The sequence below is a fragment of the Streptomyces sp. NPDC006435 genome (assembly GCF_040612315.1).
GTDB lineage: Bacteria > Actinomycetota > Actinomycetes > Streptomycetales > Streptomycetaceae > Streptomyces.
Genome location: NZ_JBEXPY010000022.1, coordinates 1 through 20,989, shown reverse-complemented (window position 1 = coordinate 20,989; position 20,989 = coordinate 1). Strand labels below are relative to the sequence as shown.

At 72.5% G+C, this 20,989-nt stretch carries 23 protein-coding genes and 3 tRNA genes; 8 read left to right on the top strand and 18 right to left on the bottom strand.

The genetic code is table 11. The features are described 5' to 3' along the window. Positions 1-83 precede the first annotated feature (83 nt). Entirely contained in the window at positions 84-1,106 is a 1,023-nt protein-coding gene (locus ABZZ04_RS21675) for an adenosine deaminase (protein ID WP_356933839.1), read from the top strand. Positions 1,107-1,149: 43 nt separating this feature from the next. On the opposite strand, the gene ABZZ04_RS21670 is transcribed toward ABZZ04_RS21675, so the two are convergent. Then, on the bottom strand, positions 1,150-1,755 hold the full coding sequence (locus ABZZ04_RS21670) for a TetR/AcrR family transcriptional regulator (protein ID WP_356933838.1): 606 nt from the start codon (positions 1,753-1,755) through the stop codon (positions 1,150-1,152). Between the two features lie 86 nt (positions 1,756-1,841). Here ABZZ04_RS21670 and ABZZ04_RS21665 point away from each other — a divergent pair, with 86 nt between their 5' ends. After that, on the top strand, positions 1,842-2,477 hold the full coding sequence (locus tag ABZZ04_RS21665; RefSeq protein WP_356933837.1) for an NAD(P)H-binding protein: 636 nt from the start codon (positions 1,842-1,844) through the stop codon (positions 2,475-2,477). Between the two features lie 38 nt (positions 2,478-2,515). Here ABZZ04_RS21665 and ABZZ04_RS21660 read toward each other — a convergent pair whose 3' ends face one another. The 6 genes from ABZZ04_RS21660 to ABZZ04_RS21635 all read right to left on the bottom strand — a co-directional run bounded on the left by ABZZ04_RS21660 (position 2,516) and on the right by ABZZ04_RS21635 (position 5,126). Beyond that, entirely contained in the window at positions 2,516-3,571 is a 1,056-nt protein-coding gene (locus ABZZ04_RS21660; RefSeq protein WP_356933836.1) for a UDP-N-acetylmuramate dehydrogenase, read from the bottom strand. A gap of 123 nt (positions 3,572-3,694) precedes the next feature. After that, entirely contained in the window at positions 3,695-4,123 is a 429-nt protein-coding gene (locus ABZZ04_RS21655; RefSeq protein ID WP_356933835.1) for a MaoC family dehydratase, read from the bottom strand. After that, positions 4,123-4,575 carry a MaoC family dehydratase N-terminal domain-containing protein gene (locus tag ABZZ04_RS21650; RefSeq protein ID WP_356933834.1) on the bottom strand — a complete coding sequence of 151 codons (453 nt, stop codon included), beginning with the start codon at positions 4,573-4,575 and terminating at the stop codon, positions 4,123-4,125. The genes ABZZ04_RS21655 and ABZZ04_RS21650 overlap by 1 nt, the downstream gene beginning before the upstream one ends. Positions 4,576-4,679: 104 nt before the next feature. After that, complete coding sequence (rpmG, locus tag ABZZ04_RS21645) at positions 4,680-4,844, bottom strand: 50S ribosomal protein L33 (RefSeq protein WP_003956487.1); 165 nt, start codon at positions 4,842-4,844, stop codon at positions 4,680-4,682. Between the two features lie 89 nt (positions 4,845-4,933). Continuing rightward, positions 4,934-5,006: transfer RNA gene (locus ABZZ04_RS21640), tRNA-Met, on the bottom strand. Positions 5,007-5,053: 47 nt separating this feature from the next. Beyond that, positions 5,054-5,126: transfer RNA gene (locus ABZZ04_RS21635), tRNA-Thr, on the bottom strand. 338 nt (positions 5,127-5,464) lie between these two features. On the opposite strand from ABZZ04_RS21635, the gene ABZZ04_RS21630 reads away from it, so the two are divergent. Next, positions 5,465-6,760 carry an amidohydrolase family protein gene (locus tag ABZZ04_RS21630; RefSeq protein ID WP_356933833.1) on the top strand — a complete coding sequence of 432 codons (1,296 nt, stop codon included), beginning with the start codon at positions 5,465-5,467 and terminating at the stop codon, positions 6,758-6,760. A 34-nt stretch (positions 6,761-6,794) separates the two neighbouring features. Beyond that, positions 6,795-7,451, top strand: coding sequence for an SDR family oxidoreductase (locus ABZZ04_RS21625; RefSeq protein WP_356933832.1), 657 nt, complete (start codon positions 6,795-6,797; stop codon positions 7,449-7,451). A gap of 112 nt (positions 7,452-7,563) precedes the next feature. On the opposite strand, the gene ABZZ04_RS21620 is transcribed toward ABZZ04_RS21625, so the two are convergent. Both ABZZ04_RS21620 and ABZZ04_RS21615 read right to left on the bottom strand, forming a co-directional pair. Then, the gene (locus ABZZ04_RS21620; protein ID WP_356933917.1) at positions 7,564-8,013 is read right to left on the bottom strand and encodes a DUF523 domain-containing protein; all 450 of its coding nucleotides are present in this window, start codon (positions 8,011-8,013) and stop codon (positions 7,564-7,566) included. Between the two features lie 85 nt (positions 8,014-8,098). Beyond that, a tRNA-Tyr gene (locus ABZZ04_RS21615) sits at positions 8,099-8,180 on the bottom strand. 214 nt (positions 8,181-8,394) lie between these two features. On the opposite strand from ABZZ04_RS21615, the gene ABZZ04_RS21610 reads away from it, so the two are divergent. The 4 genes from ABZZ04_RS21610 to ABZZ04_RS21595 all read left to right on the top strand — a co-directional run bounded on the left by ABZZ04_RS21610 (position 8,395) and on the right by ABZZ04_RS21595 (position 10,923). Further along, positions 8,395-8,883 carry a YajQ family cyclic di-GMP-binding protein gene (locus ABZZ04_RS21610; protein ID WP_148838675.1) on the top strand — a complete coding sequence of 163 codons (489 nt, stop codon included), beginning with the start codon at positions 8,395-8,397 and terminating at the stop codon, positions 8,881-8,883. Positions 8,884-9,076: 193 nt separating this feature from the next. Beyond that, on the top strand, positions 9,077-9,580 hold the full coding sequence (locus tag ABZZ04_RS21605; RefSeq protein ID WP_356933831.1) for a methylated-DNA--[protein]-cysteine S-methyltransferase: 504 nt from the start codon (positions 9,077-9,079) through the stop codon (positions 9,578-9,580). Position 9,581: 1 nt separating this feature from the next. After that, a complete protein-coding gene (locus tag ABZZ04_RS21600; protein ID WP_356933830.1) occupies positions 9,582-10,253 on the top strand; it encodes an alpha-ketoglutarate-dependent dioxygenase AlkB in 672 nt (223 codons plus the stop codon). Positions 10,254-10,521: 268 nt separating this feature from the next. Beyond that, positions 10,522-10,923, top strand: a complete 402-nt coding sequence (locus tag ABZZ04_RS21595; protein WP_356933829.1) for a YccF domain-containing protein — start codon at positions 10,522-10,524, stop codon at positions 10,921-10,923. 70 nt (positions 10,924-10,993) lie between these two features. On the opposite strand, the gene htpX is transcribed toward ABZZ04_RS21595, so the two are convergent. The 9 genes from htpX to ABZZ04_RS21550 all read right to left on the bottom strand — a co-directional run bounded on the left by htpX (position 10,994) and on the right by ABZZ04_RS21550 (position 20,525). Beyond that, complete coding sequence (htpX, locus tag ABZZ04_RS21590; protein WP_283853387.1) at positions 10,994-11,857, bottom strand: zinc metalloprotease HtpX; 864 nt, start codon at positions 11,855-11,857, stop codon at positions 10,994-10,996. 245 nt (positions 11,858-12,102) lie between these two features. After that, a complete protein-coding gene (mscL, locus tag ABZZ04_RS21585) occupies positions 12,103-12,561 on the bottom strand; it encodes a large conductance mechanosensitive channel protein MscL (RefSeq protein ID WP_356933828.1) in 459 nt (152 codons plus the stop codon). A 124-nt stretch (positions 12,562-12,685) separates the two neighbouring features. Next, on the bottom strand, positions 12,686-14,248 hold the full coding sequence (locus tag ABZZ04_RS21580; RefSeq protein WP_356933916.1) for an NADH-quinone oxidoreductase subunit N: 1,563 nt from the start codon (positions 14,246-14,248) through the stop codon (positions 12,686-12,688). A gap of 113 nt (positions 14,249-14,361) precedes the next feature. Further along, the gene (locus tag ABZZ04_RS21575) at positions 14,362-15,933 is read right to left on the bottom strand and encodes an NADH-quinone oxidoreductase subunit M (protein ID WP_356933915.1); all 1,572 of its coding nucleotides are present in this window, start codon (positions 15,931-15,933) and stop codon (positions 14,362-14,364) included. Positions 15,934-15,960: 27 nt separating this feature from the next. Continuing rightward, positions 15,961-17,961 carry an NADH-quinone oxidoreductase subunit L gene (locus ABZZ04_RS21570; protein WP_356933827.1) on the bottom strand — a complete coding sequence of 667 codons (2,001 nt, stop codon included), beginning with the start codon at positions 17,959-17,961 and terminating at the stop codon, positions 15,961-15,963. After that, a complete protein-coding gene (nuoK, locus tag ABZZ04_RS21565) occupies positions 17,958-18,365 on the bottom strand; it encodes an NADH-quinone oxidoreductase subunit NuoK (protein WP_356933826.1) in 408 nt (135 codons plus the stop codon). The genes ABZZ04_RS21570 and nuoK overlap by 4 nt, the downstream gene beginning before the upstream one ends. After that, positions 18,365-18,910 carry an NADH-quinone oxidoreductase subunit J gene (locus tag ABZZ04_RS21560; protein ID WP_356933914.1) on the bottom strand — a complete coding sequence of 182 codons (546 nt, stop codon included), beginning with the start codon at positions 18,908-18,910 and terminating at the stop codon, positions 18,365-18,367. The genes nuoK and ABZZ04_RS21560 overlap by 1 nt, the downstream gene beginning before the upstream one ends. Positions 18,911-18,960: 50 nt before the next feature. Further along, the gene (locus ABZZ04_RS21555; RefSeq protein ID WP_356933825.1) at positions 18,961-19,557 is read right to left on the bottom strand and encodes an NADH-quinone oxidoreductase subunit I; all 597 of its coding nucleotides are present in this window, start codon (positions 19,555-19,557) and stop codon (positions 18,961-18,963) included. Further along, a complete protein-coding gene (locus ABZZ04_RS21550; protein ID WP_356933824.1) occupies positions 19,557-20,525 on the bottom strand; it encodes a complex I subunit 1 family protein in 969 nt (322 codons plus the stop codon). The genes ABZZ04_RS21555 and ABZZ04_RS21550 overlap by 1 nt, the downstream gene beginning before the upstream one ends. Positions 20,526-20,989 lie beyond the last annotated feature (464 nt).

Here is a 20,989-nt window from a genome sequence, read left to right as displayed (position 1 = left end):
GGGGGTCGCTCGTTTGTTCCGACTTCACCCCCGATCGACGAAGCGGCTACCGGAGCACCCCGCGCATGCGGCAAGATCCGGGGATGGAGCGTGATGTACGGCTGTTGCCCAAGGCCCACCTGCACTTGCATTTCACCGGGTCGATGCGGCCCACCACCCTGCTCGAACTCGCCGACAAGTACGGCGTGCACCTGCCGGAGGCACTGACCGGCGGCGAGCCGCCCAAGCTGCGGGCCACGGACGAACGCGGCTGGTTCCGCTTCCAGCGGCTCTACGACATCGCCCGCTCCTGTCTGAGGGAACCCGACGACATCCGGCGCCTGGTGCGCGAGGCCGCCCAGGAGGACGTCGCGGACGGCTCCGGCTGGCTGGAGATCCAGGTCGACCCCACCTCGTACGCCCCGCTGCTCGGCGGGCTGATCCCGGCCATCGAGATCATCCTGGACGCGGTGGACTCCGCGTCGCGCGAGACGGGGCTCCCGATCCGGGTGGTGATCGCGGCGAACCGGATGAAGCACCCGCTGGACGCCAGGACGCTCGCCAGGCTCGCGGTGCGTTACGCCGACCGGGGCGTGGTCGGGTTCGGACTCTCCAACGACGAGCGCCGCGGGATGGCCCGGGACTTCGACCGGGCCTTCGCCATCGCCCGCGAGGGCGGTCTGCTGGCGGCCCCGCACGGCGGCGAGCTGTCCGGCCCCTCCAGCGTGCGGGACTGCCTGGACGACCTCGACGCGGCCCGGATCGGGCACGGGGTGCGGGCCGCCGAGGACCCCCGGCTGCTGCGCACGCTGGCGGAGCGCGGGGTGACCTGCGAGGTCTGCCCGTCGTCGAACGTGGCGCTCGGCGTCTACGACAAGCCCGCCGACGTCCCCCTGCGCGCGCTGTTCGAGGCCGGGGTGCCGATGGCGCTGGGCGCGGACGACCCGCTGCTCTTCGGTTCCCGACTGGCCGCGCAGTACGACCTCGTGCGGCGCCACCACGCGTTCACTGACGAGGAGTTGGCGGAGCTGGCCCGGCAGTCGGTGCGCGGGTCGGCCGCCCCGGCCGCGATGCGGACGCAGCTCCTGGCGGGCATCGACGCCTGGCTGGCGGGGCCCGCGGCCTGACGCCCCCGGCCGGAGGGGCGACGCCCCCGTCCCTGCCGCCCGGCTACGCCCCGACGCCGCGCATCAGCACCCCGGCCAGGGACGCGGCGAACTCGTCGAGGGGCTGCGGGGGCTCCCCGCCGGCCAGGGCCTCGTAGGCGAACGCCCGCTGCGCGCAGGCCCCGATCAGCAGCGACGCGGCCGCGTACGTGTCCGCGTCGGCCCGCACCCGTCCGGCGGCCTGTTCGGAGCGCAGATAGGCGTCCAGGCCCCGGATGGGCATGTGCGGGCCGGTGCCGAGCTCCCGCATCGCCTCGTTGTGGCGTTCCTTGAGCCGGGGGTCGGCGTACAGCGAGGCGGCGATCGGGAAGCTCTGCTCGTAGAAGAGGGCGGCCTGGCGGGCGATCTCGGTGAGGTTCTCCTCGACGGTCCGCTCCCCCGCCCCCGGGGAGACCAGGAGCCGCTTCAGCAACGGGTTGAGCCGGGGCAGCCGCTCCTTGAGCACGGTCACGAACAACTCCTCCTTGCTCGCGAAGTGCTTGTAGAGCGCGGCCTCCGAGCAGCCGGCCGCGCGGGCGATCTCCTTGGTCGTGGCGCGTGCCAGGCCGATGGTGAGCATCAGCTGGTGGGCGGCGTCGACGATCCGGACGCGGGCCGGCTTCTGCTCCATGTGCGCTCCCGGAGGCTTGACGAGGCGGTGAGTGTCCACTCACCCTATGGGTAAGTGAATACTTACTCACCCCGGGAAGGTGCGCAATGAGGATCACGGTGTTCGGCGCGACGGGCGGTGTGGGGCAGGAGATCGTGCGCCAGGCGGTGACGGCGGGGCACGAGGTGACGGCGGTGGTCCGCGATCCTGCGGGGCTGCCCGTGCCGCTCTCCGACGTCCAGGTGTGCACGGTGGCGCGTCTGGACGATCCGGAGGTGCTGTGCGAGGCGGTCGCGGGCCGGGACGCGGTGCTCTCCGCCCTCGGCTCGCGCACCCGGAGGGCGGACGGCGTCGCCGAGCGGCTCACCGGTTCGGTGCTGGCGGCGATGGAGGCGGCGGGGACTCGGCGGCTGCTGGTGGTCAGCGCTTCCCCGGTCGGGCCCCATCCTGCCGACGACCCGCTGCTGGACCGGCTGATCCGCAAGGGGGTCGGGGCGGTCCTGAAGGAGGTCTACGCGGATCTGACGCTGATGGAGGCGGCACTGGCCCGCAGCGCGACGGACTGGACGTCGGTGCGGCCGCCGAAGCTGACCGACGGGCCGCTGACCGGGAGGTACCGCACGGTCGTCGGCGGCTTCCCGCGCAGCGGCCGGACGCTCTCCCGGGCCGACGTGGCGCACGCGATGCTGACGCTGACCGACGACCCGGCGACGGTGAAACAGGGCGTGGGAGTGGCGTACTGAGCCGGTGCCCCGTACCCGAGAAGCCCCTCCTGGGCCGGTTACAGGCTCACGCCGACCGTCACGGGCTCGTTGACGAGCGTGACGCCGAACGCCTCGCGGACCCCGGCGACGACCTCGCGGGCGAGCGCGAGGAGGTCCTCGGTGGTCGCCTCGCCGCGGTTGGTGAGGGCGAGGGTGTGCTTGGTGGAGATGCGGGCCGGGCCCGTGCCGTACCCCTTGGTGAAACCGGCCCGGTCGATGAGCCAGGCCGCGGAGGTCTTGACGCGTCCCCCGTCCGCGGGGAAGGCGGGGGGCGTCACGTCGGGGCCGAGCCGGTCCTCGACGCGGGCGAGGAACGCCTCGTACTCGGCCTGTTCCAGGATCGGGTTGGTGAAGAAGGAGCCGGCCGACCAGGTGTCGTGGTCCTCGGGGTCCAGCACCATGCCCTTGCCGGCGCGGAGTCCGAGCACCGTCTCACGGGCGGCGGCGGCGGGCACCCGGTCGCCCTGTTCGACGCCCATGGCGCGGGCCGTCTCGGCGTACCGCAGCGGCGCGGACAGCCCGCCCGCGTCCTCCAGCCCGAACCGGACCCGCAGCACCACGAAGCGGTCGGGTTCGGCCTTGAAACGGCTGTGCCGGTACGAGAACGCGCAGTCGGCGTTCGGGATGGTGACCGTCTCGCCGGTGCGGCGGTCGTGGGCGACGACCTCCGTGATGGTGGCGGAGACCTCCTGCCCGTAGGCACCGACGTTCTGGATCGGCGTCGCCCCCGCGGAGCCGGGGATGCCGGCCAGGCACTCGATGCCCGCGAGGCCGGCCTCGACAGTGCGGGCCACGGCGTCGCTCCAGACCTCGCCCGCGGCCAGCTCCAGGGTCGTGCCGTCCAGGGCGAAGCCCTTGGTCGCGATGCGCAGGGCGGTGCCCTCGAAGCCCTTGTCCCCGATGACCAGGTTGCTGCCGCCGCCGATGATCAGGAGCGGGGTACCGGCGTCGTCGGCCTCGCGCACGGCTTCGATCACCTCGGCGTCGGTCGTCGCCGTGATCAGGCGGGTGGCCGGGCCGCCGAGCCGGAAGGTGGTCAGGGGGGCGAGGGGGGCGTCATGGAGTTCCTGCACGGGGACAAGAGTACGGTCCGGTGCCCCGCCGCTCGGGCGGGGCACCGGACCGTGGGCGTGGGACCGCGGTTCAGGCGGTGACTCCGTGGACCGTGTCCCCCGCCTCTGCGACGCGGTACGGCATCAGGCGAGCTGCACCACGGCGCGGGACATGCCCAGCACCTTCTTGTCCTCGCTCGTCACCGTCAGGTCCACCCGCACCCGCCGGTCGTCCAGCAGGGCGCCGACCTTGGCGCCGACCTCGACCAGGGCGCCCTTGTCGTCGTTCGGCACGACGACCGGCTTGGTGAACCGCACCCCGTACTCGACGACCGCGCCCGGGTCGCCGACCCAGTCCGTGACCACCCGGATCGCCTCGGCCATGGTGAACATGCCGTGCGCGATGACGTCCGGCAGGCCGACCTCACGGGCGAACTTCTCGTTCCAGTGGATCGGGTTGAAGTCGCCGGAGGCGCCCGCGTACTCCACCAGCGTCGCCCGGGTCACCGGGAAGGACTGCGCCGGCAGCTCCGTACCGACCTCGACCGACTCGTATGCGACCTTCGCCGTCATCACGCCTCCTCGGCGGCACGCGCCACCAGCTTCGTCCACGCGGTCACGACGTGCTCGCCGGACTCGTCGTGGACCTCGCCCCGGACGTCCAGGATGTCGTTGCCCGCCATGGACTTGATGGCCTCGATCGTCGAGGTGACCGTCAGCCGGTCCCCCGCCCGCACGGGGCGCGTGTAGGCGAACTTCTGGTCGCCGTGCACCACACGGCTGTAGTCCAGGCCCAGCTGCGGGTCGTGGATCACCTGGCCGGCGGCCTTGAAGGTGATGGAGAAGACGAACGTCGGCGGCGCGATCACATCACTGTGGCCGAGCGCCTTGGCGGCCTCGGGGTCGACGTACGCCGGATTCGTGTCGCCCACCGCCTCGGCGAACTCACGGATCTTCTCCCGGCCGACCTCGTACGGCGGGGTGGGCGGATAGGTCCGCCCGACGAAGGACTGGTCGAGCGCCATGGGCTCGCTACCTCCTGATGAAAGATGAACAGGCCGAAGTACAGCCTTCATACAACGACACGAGGCCGCCCCCCTAGGGGGGCGGCCTCGTGTACGAGCCTGATTCAGCGCGTTTCGCGGTGCGCGGTGTGCGAGTTGCAGCGCGGGCAGTGCTTCTTCATCTCAAGACGGTCCGGGTTGTTGCGCCGGTTCTTCTTGGTGATGTAGTTCCGCTCCTTGCACTCCACGCAGGCCAGCGTGATCTTCGGGCGGACGTCGGTGGCAGCCACGTGAGTGCTCCTTGGACGGACGGATGGACGGATGAACGCAAAAAAGAGTAGCCGATCGAAGGACCGACCCCACAATCGGCTACCGTAAGTAGCGGTGACCGGACTTGAACCGGTGACACAGCGATTATGAGCCGCTTGCTCTACCGACTGAGCTACACCGCTTTGATGAAACAGGTCCCCCCGCCGAAGCGGGGATTCCCGATCACCAGAGCCCCAATGCGGAATCGAACCGCAGACCTTCTCCTTACCATGGAGACGCTCTACCGACTGAGCTATTGGGGCGAGCGATGAAGACATTACACGGTCATTCGCCGATCGCCCAAATCCGTATCCGGGCCCCCGCCGGAGCCCTCGCCGGAGCCCTTGATCGACGCCCCGCCGATCCCCCGCCGCCCCCTCTTCGATTCCGCGGCCGACCGACCCCGTACCGCCCCGGCAGCGCCGTGAGCAGCACCTCCGTCGCCCCGCGAATCACGACCGCCCCGACAGCGCTCCCACGCCCCAAGTGCCCCTGCGGCCACACCGGTACGACTATTTCGCTCCTCCTCGAACCGGACCGAACACGCCCCTAGGCTCGACTCACTCTGCGTGACCTTGTCCCCATATTTCTCAGGAGCGCGATGCCCGACAGCCAACCGCGGCAGCCGGACGACCACCCCGCCGACGCGGCCGACGGCCCCGGTTCCGACCCCGCGGCCGGAACCGGCACCCTGGTGCTCTGCGGGGCCCGTCTCACCGACGGCCGCGTCGTGGACGTACGGCTCGGCGGCAGCCGCATCGAGGCCGTCGGCACCGCGGGCAGCCTGACCTCGCCCGGCCCGCGCCTGGATCTGCGCGGCTACCTGCTGCTCCCCGCCCCCGCCGAACCCCACGCCCACAGCGACACCGCGCTCACCGCCGCCGGGGCGGGCCCCGGCGGCCCCGGACCGGTGTCGCACCGCCCCGAGGACATCCGGCGCCGCGCCACCGAGGCCGCCCTGCTCCAGCTCGGCCACGGCGCGACCGCGCTGCGCTCGCACGTACGGATCGGGGACGTCCGGGGCCTCACCGCCTTCGAGGCCGTCCTGCAGGCGCGCCGCTCGCTGCGCGGGCTGGCCGACCTGACCGCGGTCGCCGTGCCCCGGCTGCTCACCGGCGTCGCGGGCGCCGACAACCTGGCCCTGCTGCACGACGCGGTGAAGATGGGGGCCGGGGCGGTCGGCGGCTGTCCCGACCTCGACCCCGACCCCGCCGGGTACACCGAGGCCGTCCTGGAGATCGCCGCCGAGCAGGGCTGCCCCGTCGACCTGCACACGGACGGCGACGACCCCGCCCGGCTCTGCCGGCTCGCCGCCATGGCCGGCGGGCTGCGCCCCGGCGTCTCCATCGGCCCGTGCGCGGGCATCTCCCGGCTTCCCGCACACGCCGCGGCCCGGGTCGCCGACCAGCTGGCCGCGGCCGGTGTGACGGTGGTCTGCCTCCCGCAGGGCGGCTGTTGCGGGGTGGAGGGGCCGGGCACCGCGCCGGTGCGGCTGCTGCGCGCGGCCGGGGTGCGGGTCGCGGCGGGCGGCGGGGCGCTGCGCGACGTCGCGAACCCCGTGGGGCGCGGCGACCCGCTGGAGGCCGCCTACCTGCTGGCCTCGCAGTACGGGCTGCGGGCCGGCGAGGCGTACGGGGCGGTGTCCTCGGTCGCGCGGAAGGCGATGGGGCTGCCCGAGGTCCGGGTCGAGGCGGGCTTCCCGGCCGAGCTGCTCGCCGTGCGCGGGGAGGAGCTCTCCGGGGTGCTCTCGCTCGCCTACAGCCGGATCGTGGTGCACCGCGGGCGGGTGGTGGCGCGGACGAGCGCGGTGCGCGAGTACTGCGACTCGGAGGCCGTCGTCGCCCTCGACCTGCCCCGCCAGGGAAGATCCGACCCCGGTCCCTGCGGCGGGCCCTGAGCGCGGTCGGCCGGTGCGGCGTACGGTCGGGAACATGCGCATTGTCATCGCAGGTGGACATGGTCAGATCGCGCTGCGGCTGGAGCGGTTGCTCGCCGCGCGCGGGGATGAGGCCGTGGGCGTCATCCGCAGTACGGAGCAGGCCGGGGACCTGCGGGCGGCGGGTGCCGAGCCGGTCGTGCTGGATCTCGAATCGGCCTCCGTGGAGGAGGCGGCGCAGGTGCTGCGCGGCGCCGACGCGGCGGTCTTCGCGGCCGGCGCGGGCCCGAACAGCGGCGCGGAGCGCAAGGGGACGGTGGACCGCGGGGCGGCGGTGCTGTTCGCGGACGCGGCGCAACTGGCGGGCGTACGGCGGTTTGTCGTGGTCTCGTCGATGGGCGCCGACCCCGACCACCCCGGCGACGAGGTCTTCGACGTGTACCTGCGGGCGAAGGGCGCCGCGGACGCGTACGTGCGCTCCAGGGAGGCGCTCGACTGGACGATCCTGCGCCCCGGCATGCTGACGAACGACGCGGGCACGGGGCTGGTCCTGCTGACCGTCTCGACCGGGCGCGGTCCGGTGCCGCGCGACGACGTGGCGGCGGCGCTGCTGGAGCTGCTGGACACCCCGGCGACGGCGGGGCTGACCCTGGAACTCATCTCGGGGAACGTGCCGGTGTCGGTCGCGGTGAAGGACATCGCGGGGAACTGACCCGGGGCCGGGGGACGGCCGGGCATCGCCGCGGACCGCGCTTCCGCCGGCTCCCGGGCCGCCCGTCCCGCGTACCGGGCGCCCGTCCTGTGTACCGGCCCCGCGTACCGGTTCAGTCGCGCGGTGCCGGGCGGACCGTGATCCCGTGGCGTTCCAGCAGGGCGACGGTGACGCCGTCGCCCTCGCGGAGCGTGCCCGTGAACGTGCCGTCGTAGAGCGTTCCGCGCCCGCAGGACGGGCTGCGGGGCATCAGCAGCGCCTCCGTGCAGCCGGCCCGGCGCGCGGCCTCCAGGGCGCGTTCGGCGCCGTCCACGAACTGCGCCGTCACGTCGTGCCCGGTGTCGTCGACGACGCGGGCGCGGCCGTCGAGCACGTCGTGGCCGTCGCCGCCGACGATCTCCGCGGGGCGGCGCGGGGTGGACAGTCCGCCGGCGACCTCGGGGCAGAAGGCGACGGGACGGCGGCCGGCGAGTGCCTCGGCCACCGCTCCGGACGCCCTGCCCCGGCCGTCGTAGCGACAGGGCACACCACGCAGGCAGGCGCTGACCAGTACGGGTTCCATGTCCACGCCCTTCGTGGTCCGCCCCTTCGCGGGGCTCACGGGGAAACGAAGAAGGCCCCTGTCCTGGGACAGGGGCCTTGTTCCGTGGCGGCGCCAGGATTCGAACCTGGGAAGGCGAAGCCGGCAGATTTACAGTCTGCTCCCTTTGGCCACTCGGGCACACCGCCGGGAATTGCTGCCGTGAGAACCGTTTTTCGCGGTGCTCCCTGGCAACGACGTAAACGATACCTGATGCCCGGGGGTGCTACGCCACCGGATTGATCAGCGGTCCGATCGGGCGCGGGTGGCTAGGCTTTGATCGGCGGGGCCGGGCGGACAGGCCCGCCGCCGCTTGTTTGTGCACCCCGTTTCCAGCACCCCCGATACAAGGAGCCACACGTCATGGCCGACTCCAGTTTCGACATCGTCTCGAAGGTCGAGCGGCAGGAGGTCGACAACGCCCTCAACCAGGCCTCCAAGGAGATCTCGCAGCGCTACGACTTCAAGGGCACCGACGCCTCGATCTCCTGGTCCGGCGAGAAGATCCTGATGCAGGCGAACGGCGAGGAGCGGGTCAAGGCGATCCTCGACATCTTCCAGTCCAAGCTGATCAAGCGCGGCATCTCGCTGAAGTCCCTGGACGCCGGTGAGCCGCAGCTGTCCGGCAAGGAGTACAAGATCTTCGCCACGATCGAGGAGGGCATCTCCCAGGAGAACGCCAAGAAGGTCGCGAAGGCCATCCGCGACGAGGGCCCGAAGGGCGTCAAGGCGCAGGTCCAGGGCGACGAGCTGCGGGTCAGCTCGAAGAGCCGGGACGACCTGCAGGCCGTTCAGGCGCTGCTGAAGGGCAAGGACTTCGACTTCGCGATCCAGTTCGTGAACTACCGCTAGTCCGCCGGCCCGCGCGGTCGCCCGGGGTGGAGCCGTGACCGGCTCCACCCGTCTTCCTCCCCCGGGGCGCGATGTCCGAATACCGCCGGTCCCGGCGCGGCGGGCGACGCAGACTGGTGCGTGCCGGAGGGCGGCGGTGTCGAACGGCGACCCCGCCGGGTTCCGGCCCGAAGGGCGAGGAGAGGGACGAGCCATGACCATGTACGCGACGGTCGACAGCCCGTTGGGCGAACTGCTGCTGGTCGGCGAGGGGACCGCGGACGGCGGGATCGCGCTCGCCTCGCTCTCGCTGCCCGGACAGAAGGGCGCGGCGGTCGTCGAGGACGGCTGGGTCCACGCGCCGGACGCCTTCGCCGGTGTCGCCGCGCAGCTGCGCGAGTACTTCGAGGGGCGGCTGACCCGCTTCGACATCGTGTACGCGGACGGCGCGGGCACCGAGTTCCAGCGCCGGGTGTGGGCCGCGCTGGACACCGTCCCGTACGGGGAGACGGTGTCGTACGGGCAGATCGCCGAGCGGGTCGGCGCCTCCGGCGCGGGTGTCCGGGCCGTGGGGACGGCGATCGGGCGCAATCCGCTGCTGGTGGTCCGGCCCTGTCACCGGGTGATCGGTGCCGACGGGGCGCTGCGGGGCTACGCGGCGGGCGTGGAGCGCAAGGAGCGGCTCCTGGGGCTGGAAGGCGCCCTGGCGGTGCGCTGAGGTGTCCGGGCTCTTCCCGCGTCCGCGGACCGTCGTCGCGCCGGGGGCCGTGCACGTGCCGGAGTGGCTCCCGCCGGAGCGCCGTCGGGAGCTGGTGGCGGCCTGCCGGGAGTGGGCGCGCGGTCCGGTGCCGCTGCGGCATCCGGTGCTGCCGGGCGGCGGGGTGATGTCGGTGCGGACGGTCAGCGTGGGCCGGCACTGGCAGCCGTACCGGTATTCGCGCACGGCCGACGACGTGAACGGCGCGCGGGTGGCCGAGTTCCCCGACTGGCTGGCGGAGCTGGGCCGGGAGGCGCTGGTGGCGGCGTACGGGGACGGGAGCCCCGTGGAGGCGTACGCGCCGGACACCGCGATCGTCAACTTCTACGACGGCTCGGCGCGCATGGGCATGCACCAGGACAGGGACGAGCGGTCGGACGCCCCGGTGGTGTCGCTCAGCATCGGCGACACCTGCGTCTTCCGCTTCGGGAACACGGAGAACCGCGCGCGGCCCTACCGGGACGTGGAGCTGGCCTCCGGCGACCTGTTCGTCTTCGGCGGGCCGTCGCGCTTCGCGTTCCACGGCGTGCCGAAGGTCTTTCCGGGGACGGCCGGTCCCGAGTCGGGGATGGCACGCGGCCGGCTCAATCTGACCCTGCGCGAGACCGGACCGGACCGCCCCGGACACGCCTGACCGTGCCGGACGGGGGCGGTCCGGACGGGGCGGCGGGGCTTGGTGATCATGGGGCCGTACGGTCGTGGCAACCGTACGGCCCCGGGGTGCGTCTTGCCCCGGACGCCGTTTCGTCGCGGCGCGCGGGCCGGGGAGGCCGGGGCCGGGGGTCGTCGGACGGTGCGTCCGGGCGCTCCGCGGACCCGTTCCGGTTCCCGTCGTCCGCGCCCGGGACCGATACTGACGATGCACAGCTACGACGGGCGACCCCCGTGGAAGGCGAGTGACCATGAAGCTCCTGCAGCTGATCCTGAACATCCTGTGGGTGGTGTTCTGCGGATTCTGGATGGCCCTCGGGTACCTGATCGCCGCGATCATCTGCTTCGTGCTGATCGTGACGATTCCGTTCGGCATCGCGTCCCTGCGCATCGCGGGCTACGTGCTGTGGCCGTTCGGCCGGACGACCGTGGAGCGGCCCGACGCGGGTGCGCCCTCCTGCGTCGGCAACGTGATCTGGCTCGTCTTCGCCGGGTGGTGGCTGGCGCTGGGGCACCTGCTCACCAGCATCCCGCTGTTCGTGTCGATCATCGGCATCCCCTTCGGCTGGGCGAACCTGAAGCTGATCCCCATCTCGCTCATGCCGCTGGGCCGCGAGGTGGTCCCGAGCGACCAGCCCTTCGGGGCCCGGTAGGGCTTTCCCCGCACTTGCCCGTGATGGTGTCCGGCCGCCGTCCCCCCGGGGGGACGGCGGCCGGACACCATCACGGGCGGTGGCCCGCCATCTGTTCCAGTCTGGCGATCCGCTCCGCCATCGGCGGGTGGGTCGAGAACAGCTTGGACATGCCCTGTCCGGGCCGGAACGGGTTGGCGATCATCATGTGGCTCGCGGTCTCGATCCGCGGCTCCGGGGGCAGCGGAAGCCGCTTCGTGCCCGCGTCGAGCTTCCGGAGGGCGCCTGCCAGGGCGAGCGGGTCGCCGGTCAGCTGGGCCCCGGAGGCGTCCGCCTCGTACTCGCGGGAGCGGCTGACGGCGAGCTGGATGACGGAGGCGGCGACCGGGCCGAGGATCATGATCAGCAGCGTGCCGAGGAAGCCGGGGCCCTCGTTGTCGTTGGACCGGCCCGCCGGGATCAGCCAGGCGAAGTTGACCAGGAACATGACGACCGAGGCCAGCGCCCCGGCGACGGACGAGATCAGGATGTCGCGGTTGTAGACGTGGCTCAGCTCGTGGCCGAGCACCCCGCGCAGCTCCCGCTCGTCCAGGATCTGCAGGATGCCCTCGGTGCAGCAGACCGCCGCGTTGCGCGGGTTGCGGCCGGTGGCGAAGGCGTTGGGCGCCTGCGTCGGGGAGATGTAGAGCCGGGGCATGGGCTGCCGGGCGGCCGTGGAGAGCTCCCGGACCATGCGGTAGAGCTGTGGGGCCTCGAATTCGCTGACGGGCCTGGCCCGCATGGCCCTGAGTGCCAGCTTGTCGCTGTTCCAGTACGCGTAGGCGTTGGTGCCGACTGCCACGAGGACCGCGACGATCAGCCCCGTACGTCCGAAGAAGCTTCCGATGACGATGATGAGGGCGGACAGGCCCCCGAGGAGTACGGCGGTTCTCAGCCCGTTGTGCCGGCGGTGCACGGTACGCCCTCCAAATGGTGCGGCAGGGGAACCCTTTGCTCGGTGGTCTCCACTCCCCCAGTGGAGCCTCCCGTACAGGTCAACGCCAGGCGGGAGGAGCTGGTTCCCCGGCCCGCACCGCCGCGGGGCGGGGCCGGTGCGGCGCTCACGGGCCGGAGCGGGCGATGGGCCGTACGGGTCAACGGACGCGCGTGCGCCACTCGGCACCGGGTGCCCGAGGGCTTTCCCGGTGCCGGAGGGGGGTCTCAGCGCTGGGCGGGGAGCCCGGCGGTCGCGAGGGCCGCGGGGTCCGGCGTGACCTCGCTGGTGCAGTGGGCGCAGCGGGAGGCAATGGCCGGGATCTCGGTGTAGCAGCGGGGGCAGTCGCGCACGGCGGCCTTGATGTCGACCTTCTCCTCCGCCTTGGTGAAGCGGTTCTGGACCTTCGCCATGGGGACGACGACGCCGAAGTAGAGCACCGCCGCGGTGATCAGGAACGCGATGGCGGCGGCCAGGAACTTCCCGTACGGGAAGATGGCGCCCTCGACCGAGAACTGTGCCGAGCTGAAGTCGCCGACGGACCCGGTGGCGAGGCCGATCAGCGGGGTGATGAAGGCCGTGCTGAATCCGGTGACCACTGCGGTGAACGCCGCTCCGACGGCCAGACCGATGGCCATGGAGATGATGTTTCCGCGCAGGATGAAGTCCTTGAACCCGTTCAGCACTGCTCTTGCTCCTTTTGGAATGGCTCTGGTGGGGGGATGTGCGGGCAAGACCATGCCCTGTATGAGCCTTTCCGGGCAAACCGATCTTCGGTAAATCGGAAGAGTCGGGTGCGTCGGGAGAGCCTCAGAAGAGGCTGACGGCGGCGAACCTGAGAACGGTCTGCGGGGCGCCGGAGAGCACGATGCCGGCCACGGCGGTGAGAGCGATCGCCGTGGTGAGGGAGGCCGGGACGCGGTGCTCGGCGGAGGCGGCCGCAGGGGTCGCGGCCGCGGGCTCCGGGGCCTCCTCCCCGGCCTTCCCGGCTTCCCCCGGGGCGCCTTCCGGGGACCGGAAGAGCGTCGCGGTCCACCGGAGGTAGTAGTAGAGCGCGATCACGACGTTGACGGCCATGACGACGGCGAGCCAGCCGAGTCCGGCGTCGACGGCCGCGGAGAAGACCGTGACCTTGGCGAAGAGGCCGATGATGCCGGGCGGCAGACCGGCCAGGCAGAGCAGGAAGAAGGCCATCGCCAGGGCGGCGAGCGGGCGGACGGCGTACAGGCCTCGGTGGTCGGTGATGCGGTTGCCGGGGTTCGTGCGGGAGACGAGGGCGGCCACCGCGAAGGCGCCGAGGTTCACGACGGCGTACATGAGGGCGTACGCGACGGTGGAGCCGATGTGTTCGTCGCTGGAGTACCCGGCCGCGGCGATCGGCACCAGGAGATAGCCGGCCTGGGCGACGGACGACCAGGCGAGCAGCCGTACGGCGCTGCGGGCGCGGCCGGCGTCCTGACGCAGGGCGGCGACGTTGCCGACCGTCATCGTGAGCGCGGCGAGGACGGCGACGGCCGGTCCCCAGACGTCGGCGTACGCCGGGAACGCGATCACGGTGACGAGGACCAGGCCGGAGAAGCCGACCGCCTTGCCGACGACCGAGAGGTACGCGGCGATCGGCAGGGGGGCGCCGACGTAGGTGTCGGGGACCCAGAAGTGGAAGGGCGCGGCGGCCGTCTTGAACGCGAAGCCGACCAGGGTGAGGGCGACGCCCGCCCCGGCAAGGGTGCTGAGCCGGCCGGGCACGTCGTCGAGCCGGGCGGCGATCTCGGTGAGGTGCAGGGTGCCGGTGGCCGCGTACACGAAGCTGACGCCGAGCAGCATGACGGCGGTCGCGACGACGGAGGAGAGGAAGAACTTCAGCGCGGCCTCGGAGGAGCGCCGGTCGCCGCGCTTGATGCCGACGAGGGCGAAGGCGGGCAGCGAGGCGACTTCCAGGGCGATGACGAGGGTGGCGAGGTCGCGGGCGGCGGGCAGAAGGGCGGCGCCGGCCGCGGAGGACAGCAGCAGGAACCAGAACTCGCCCGCCGGGAGCCTGCGGGTGTCACCGGCCGAGAGCAGGGCGGTGAGCAGGGCGCCGCCGAGCACGAGGGCCTGGATGACCAGGGCGAAGTGGTCGGCGGTGTAGCTGCACGCGGTGCCGCCCGTCGCGGCGGCGGCCTCGGTGAGGCAGAAGGTGGAGCGGTCGCCGGCGCGCAGCGGGACCAGGAGGGCGAGTGCGGCGACGAGCCCGGTGATGGCCAGCGGTCCGAGGAGCGGCTTGCGTTCCTCGGGGAGGAACAGGTCGGTGACCAGGACGAACAGGGCGAAGGCCGCCACGACGACCGGGGGTGCGATGGCGAGCCAGTCGACGGACTGGACGAGGCCGGTCACGCCCTCGGCCGCGGTGGTGACGAGGTCGGGTGCGCTCCCGGCCGCGGCGGCGACGGGGCCGGTGGTGTTCCCGGCCGCGGTGGTGACGACGTCCGGGGTGAGGACGGCTGCGGTCACGACTTGCCTCCTGCGAGGAGCTTCTGCACGGCCGGGTCGGTGAGGCCGAGGAGGACGGCGGGCCACAGACCGGCGAGGACGGTGAGCGCGACGAGCGGGGTCCAGGCGGCGAACTCGTACGCCTGGACGTCGGCGAGCTGCGGCTCCTCACGCTTCTCGCCCATGCAGACCCGGCGCACGACCATGAGCATGTACGCGGCGGTGAGCAGGGTGCCGAACGCGGCGATCGACATGAAGGTGAGGAAGGCCGGGCGGCTGAGGCCGTCGGCGGGGTCGAAGGAGCCGAACAGGGCGAGCATCTCGCCCCAGAACCCGGCGAGGCCCGGCAGTCCCAGGGAGGCGACGGCGGCGAAGGCGAGGAGGCCGCCGAGGCGGGGGGCCCGGCCGTAGAGCGCGGCCCCGGTGGCGCCGGAGAGGGTGTCGAGGTCGGCCGTGCCGTAGCGGTCCTTGACCGCGCCGACCAGGAAGAACAGCAGGCCGGTGATGAGGCCGTGGGCGATGTTGGCGAAGAGCGCGCCGTTGACCCCGGTGGGTGTCATGCTCGCGATGCCGAGGAGCACGAAGCCCATGTGGCCGACGGAGGAGTACGCGATCAGCCGCTTGAGGTCGCCCTTCGAGCCGGGGCGGACCAGGGCCAGGCAGGCGAGGGATCCGTAGATGACGCCGACGACCGCGAAGGCGGCGAGGTAGGGCGCGAAGGTCCGCATCCCGTCGGGGGCGACGGGGAGCAGGATGCGGACGAATCCGTAGGTGCCCATCTTCAGCAGGACGCCCGCGAGGAGGACGGAGCCGACGGTCGGGGCCGCCGTGTGGGCGTCGGGCAGCCAGCTGTGCAGCGGCCACATCGGGGTCTTCACCGCGAGTCCGACGCCGATCGCCAGAACGGCGATGACCTGCACGGACGTGGTGAGCCCACGGCCGTTGTCAGTGGCGAGTGCCACCATGTCGAAGGTGCCGCTCTTCAGCCCGACGAGGAGCAGGCCCAGCAGCATGATCACCGAGCCGAGCAGTGTGTAGAGGATGAACTTCCAGGCCGCGGCCTGCCGCTGCGCACCGCCCCAGCGGGCGATGAGGAAGTACATCGGGATGAGCACCATCTCGAACGCCAGGAAGAACAGCATCAGGTCGAGGACGGCGAAGGTCGCGAGGGTGCCGGACTCCAGGACGAGGAGGAGCGCGACGAATGCCTTCGGGGAGGGGCCCGCGGCCCGCGGCCCCGGCCGCTGTTGTTGCAGCTTGAAGTAGCTGTGGAGCGCGCAGAGGAAGGTCAGCAGCGCGGTCAGCACGAGAAGGGGGAGCGAGATGCCGTCGGTGCCGAGGTGGATGCGGACGTCGAGCGCCGGGATCCAGCTGATGTCGGTGGTGGCCTGCATCTTCGACGGGTGGCCGTGGTCGAATCCCGCGGCGAGCATGATCGCGGCGAGCAGGACGGCGCCGGTGACGGTCACGCCGTGGCGGAGCACGGCCTGGTCGGGGCCGGTGCCCTTCAGTCCGGGCGGGGCGGGCAGCAGGGCGGCCACGGCACCGAGGAGCGGGGCGGCGACGATGAACGCGAGAAGGAACTGCATCACGGATTCGCTGATATCGATCACGGCTCACGACCCGGCGTTGAGGTTGGCGAAGACGACGGCGGCGATCGCCAGGACCAGGGAGCCGGCGAGCAGCGCGCCGAGGTAGGTCTGCACGTTGCCGGTCTGGGCGCGGCGGACGGCGGTGCCGAGCAGGCGTGCGCCGGCTGCGGAGCCGCGTACGTAGGTGTCGACGACCTCGCGGTCCAGGAAGCGGACGAGGCTCGCCGCGGCACCGACGGGGCGGACGAAGAGCGTCGTGTACAGGGCGTCGAGGTGGAAGCCCTCGGCGGCCGGGCGGTGGAGCGGGCCCAGCAGCAGGCGGCCGGGGTCGGCCGGGTCGGGGACCTCGCCGTCGGTCCCGTAGGCGGCGGTGTGCGCCGACAGGGCCTGGGACTCGACGAGGGCGGGTTCGGCGTCGGGGTGGGCGACGACCGTGCCGACGGGGGTGCGGGCGGCGCGTGCCGAGGTGTGGCGCCAGGCGGCGTAGGTGACGAGGCCGCCGACGAGGCCGACGCCGGTGGAGAGGACGGCGGTGGTCACGGACGGGGTGAGGGCGTTGCCGTCGAACCACTCCGTGAGCGCGCCGGCGGCCAGTCCGAAGGCGATGGTGGGGGCGGCGAGCACCCACAGGGGGGCGGTCATCGCGGTGGGCTGTTTGCCGTGGTCGGGGGCCTCGGCGCCGCGGCCCCGGAAGGCGAGTAGCCAGAGGCGGGTGGCGTACGCGGCGGTGAGGACGGCGGCGAGCAGTCCGGCGACGAGCACGGTCCAGCCGGCGGCGGCCGGGGCGACGTCCCGGTCCCCGAGCGCGGTGTGCTCGGCGGCGACGAGGACGGCTTCCTTGGAGAAGAAGCCGGCGAACGGCGGGATGGCGGCGAGGGCGAGCAGGGCGACGGTCATCGTCCAGTAGGCGTCCGGGACGCGCTTGGTGAGGCCGCTCATGCGGGACATGGCGGCCAGCGAGTTGGTCCCGGCGGCGTGGATGACGACGCCCGCGGCGAGGAAGAGGACGGCCTTGAACGCGCCGTGCGACAGGAGGTGGAAGACGGCGGCCCCGCGGTCGCCGACGGCCAGGGCGCCGGACATGTAGCCGAGCTGGCCGATGGTCGAGTAGGCGAGGACGCGTTTGATGTCGTCCTGGGCGAGGGCGGCGAGGCCCGAGCCGATCATCGTGACCGCCGCCATGACGGCGAGGACGACGAGGGCCGCGCCGGACGCGGCGAAGACGGGGAGGAGGCGGGCCACGAAGTAGATGCCGGCGGCGACCATCGTCGCGGCGTGGATCAGCGCGGACACGGGGGTGGGGCCGGCCATCGCGTCGGGCAGCCAGGTGTGCAGGGGGAACTGCGCCGACTTGCCCGCGACGCCCGCGAGGAGCAGCAGGGCGATGAGGGTGGGGTGGTCGAGGCCGCCGTTGGCGACGGCGCCCAGGATGCCGGTGATGCGGAACGTGCCGGTGTCCGCGGCGAGCGCGAACAGGCCGATCAGGAAGGGGACGTCGCCGAGCTTGGTGACCAGGAAGGCCTTGAGGGAGGCGGCGCGGGCCTCGGGCGTCTCCCAGTAGTGGCCGACGAGGAAGTACGAGCAGATGCCCATGATCTCCCAGCCGACCAGGAGCACCATCACGTCGCCGGAGTAGACGACGAGCAGCATCGCGGAGGTGAAGAGGGAGACGAGCGCGGCGTACGAGGGGTAGCGGGGGTCGTCGCGCAAGTAGGCGGTCGAGTAGATCTGCACGCAGGTCGCGACGAGCCCGACCAGGACGGCGACGAGGACGGCGAAGCCGTCGAGGTGCAGGGCGAGGTCGATCGGGACGGAGCCGGTGGGCGTGAGCTGTGTCGCCGCGTCGATGGCCCGGCCGCCGCCCTGGCGCGAGGCGACGAGGACGGCGAGCACGAAGGCGGCGAGGGTCGGCAGTACGGCCAGGGGGCGTACGTATCCGGGGGCGGTGCGGCCCAGAAAGAGACCGGCCGCGGCGCCCAGGAAGGGGAGGAGGGGGACGAGGACGGCGAGGGTCGTGGTGGTCACGCGGTGGCCTCCGCCTTCTTTGCCTTCCCTGCCGCAGCAGTGGCCTGGTCTTCGGTTCCGGTGCCGGGCCCGTCGTCGGGGAGGGATTCGGCGGCGTCGGTCTCGGCGGTGTCGCGGAGGCGGTCGATGTCCGAGGTGCCGCGGTTGCGGTACACGGCGAGGACGATCGCCAGGCCGATGCCGATCTCCGCCGCCGCGACGGCGATGGTGAAGAGGGCGAGGGCCTGTCCGGCGTGCAGGGTGTCGCGGAGCCAGACGTCGAAGGCGACCAGGTTGAGGTTGACGGCGTTGAGCATCAGCTCGACGGACATCAGGACGAGGATCGCGTTGCGGCGGGCGAGCACGCCGTACAGCCCGACGCAGAAGAGGAGGGCGGCGAGCACCGCGGGGTAGGCGAGGTGCATCAGCTCTGCTCCTTACCGCTCTTGCGGGACAGGACGACCGCGCCGACCAGGGCGGCGAGCAGCAGGACGGAGAGCGCTTCGAACGGCAGCACCCAGTGCCGGAAGAGGAAGGAGCCGGTGACCTCGGTCGAGCCCCGGGCCGGTCCGTCCAGGTCGATCCAGGTGGTGCGGAAGGCGTCGACGACGACCCACACGAGTGCGCCGGCGGCGGCGACCGCCACGCCGAGGGCCGCCCACCGGTTGCCCGAGTCGGCGTCCGGGGAGCGGCCGATGGGGGCCTTGGTGAGCATCAGCCCGAAGAGGAGGAGGACGACCACGGAACCGACGTAGATCAGTACCTGCACCCAGGCGATGAACTCCGCGGTGAGCAGGAGGTACTCGACGGCGAGCCCGCCGAGCGCCACGACCAGCCAGAGGGCGGCGTGCACCAGCTGCTTGGTCGTGACGGTGACGAGGGCCGCGCCGAGGGTGGCGAGGCCGACGAGGAGGAAGGCGATCTCGACACCGGTCGGCGAGAGGAAGCCGGAGGGTGCCGGGGTGATCACGGGGGTCGCGGAGACAGCTGTGGCCGCAGTGACCGCGGTGGCTGCGAGTGTCACTCCTCCCCCTCTGCTTCCTTCTGGTCCTGCTGGGCTTCCTGGGCGCGTTGGGCTTCGAGTTTCTCCGCGGTCTTGCGGGCGGCGGCGATCTCCTTCGGCTCCTCGGCGCCGGGGTCGAGCGCGGGCGGTTCGGGCACCGTCCACATCCAGGCGCGGAGTTTGTCGCGCTCGTGGGTGAGTTCGAGGATGTCCGTCTCCGCGTACTCGAACTCCGGTGACCAGAACAGCGCGTCGAAGGGGCACACCTCGATGCAGATGCCGCAGTACATGCAGAGCGAGAAGTCGATCGCGAAGCGGTCCAGGACGTTGCGGCTGCGTTCGCGGCCGCCGGGGGCGGCGGCGGGCACCGTCTCCTTGTGGGAGTCGATGTAGATGCACCAGTCCGGGCACTCGCGGGCGCAGAGCATGCAGACCGTGCAGTTCTCCTCGAACAGCGCGATGACGCCGCGGGAGCGGGGCGGGAGTTCGGGCTGGACGTCGGGGTACTGCGCGGTGACCGTCTTCCGCGTCATCGTCCGCAGGGTGACGGCCAGCCCCTTGGCCAGGCCGGAGCCGGGGATGCGGGGCCGGGAGGACGGGTGCGACGCGGTCATCAGTTGATCGCCACCTTCACGATGCCGGTGAGCGCGATCTGCGCGAGGGCGAGCGGGACGAGGGTGGTCCAGGCGAGCTTCTGCAGCTGGTCCTCGCGCAGCCGGGGGTAGGTCACCCGCAGCCAGATGACGACGAAGGCCAGGACCGCGGTCTTGAGGAGTGTCCAGACCCAGCCGAGTCCGTCGGCGCCGAGCGGGCCGTGCCAGCCGCCGAGGAAGAGGACGCTGGTCAGCGCGCACAGGACGACGATGCCCGCGTACTCGGCGAGCAGGAAGAGCGCGAAGCGCAGTCCGGTGTACTCGGTGTACGCGCCGAAGATGATCTCCGAGTCGGCGACCGGCATGTCGAAGGGCGGGCGCTGGAGTTCGGCGAGCCCGGCCACGAAGAAGACCAGGGCGCCGACGATCTGCCAGGGCAGCCACCACCACTCGAAGGCGTCGAGGATGCCCGTGAGGGAGACCGTCCCGGCCGCCATCGCGACGGACGCGGCGGCGAGCAGCATCGGCAGTTCGTACGCGAGCAGCTGGGCGGCGGTGCGCAGGCCCCCGAGGAGGGAGAACTTGTTGGCCGAGGCCCAGCCCGCCATCAGCGAGCCGAGCACCCCGACGCCCATCACGGCGAGCACGAAGAAGATGCCCGCGTCGACGGCCTGCCCGACCGCGCCCTCGCCGGGCCCGATCGGAATGGCGACGAGCACGAGGAGGTACGGCAGGAGCGCGACGGCCGGGGCGAGCTGGAAGACCCTGCGGTCGGCCCGCTCCGGGACGATGTCCTCCTTCTGCGCGAACTTCACGCCGTCCGCGACGAGCTGCGCCCAGCCGTGGAAGCCGCCCGCGTACATGGGGCCGAGGCGGCCCTGCATGTGGGCCATCACCTTGTGCTCGGTCTGCCCCACGACGAGCGGGAGGACCATGAACACGGCGAAGACGATGACGAGCCGGAGGGCGACGTCGAGTACGTCGTTCACGCGGTATCGCCTCCGGCGGGGCTGTCGGGGGTGTCCGGGGCCTCGGGGGGTTCCGGGGTTCCGGCGGATTCGGGAGTTCGGGGAGTCTCGGGCATCTCGGGAGCCCCAGTGGCCTCGGACGTCCCGGAGGCCTCTGGGGCCTCGGGCGTCTCGGGAACATCAGGTGTCCCGGGCGCCTCGGATGTCCCAAGGGCCTCGGGAGCCCCGGGGGCCTCGGATGCCCCGGGGGCATCAGGAGTCTCGGGCGCCTCGGGCGACGTGTCCGGGTCGAAGGCCGGGCGGGCGTGGTGCCAGGGGGCATCGCTCGCGCCCGTACCCGTGCCCGGCTTGTCCGGGGCGGGCGTCGGCTTGTCCGGGGCGGCGGAGGCCGGTGCGTCCTGGGCGGGGGCCGGCTCGTGGTGCTGGCTCGCCGAGCCCTGCGAGGCGCTCCGGTTGCGGCGCGGCCGCGCGGCGCGCGCCCGGCC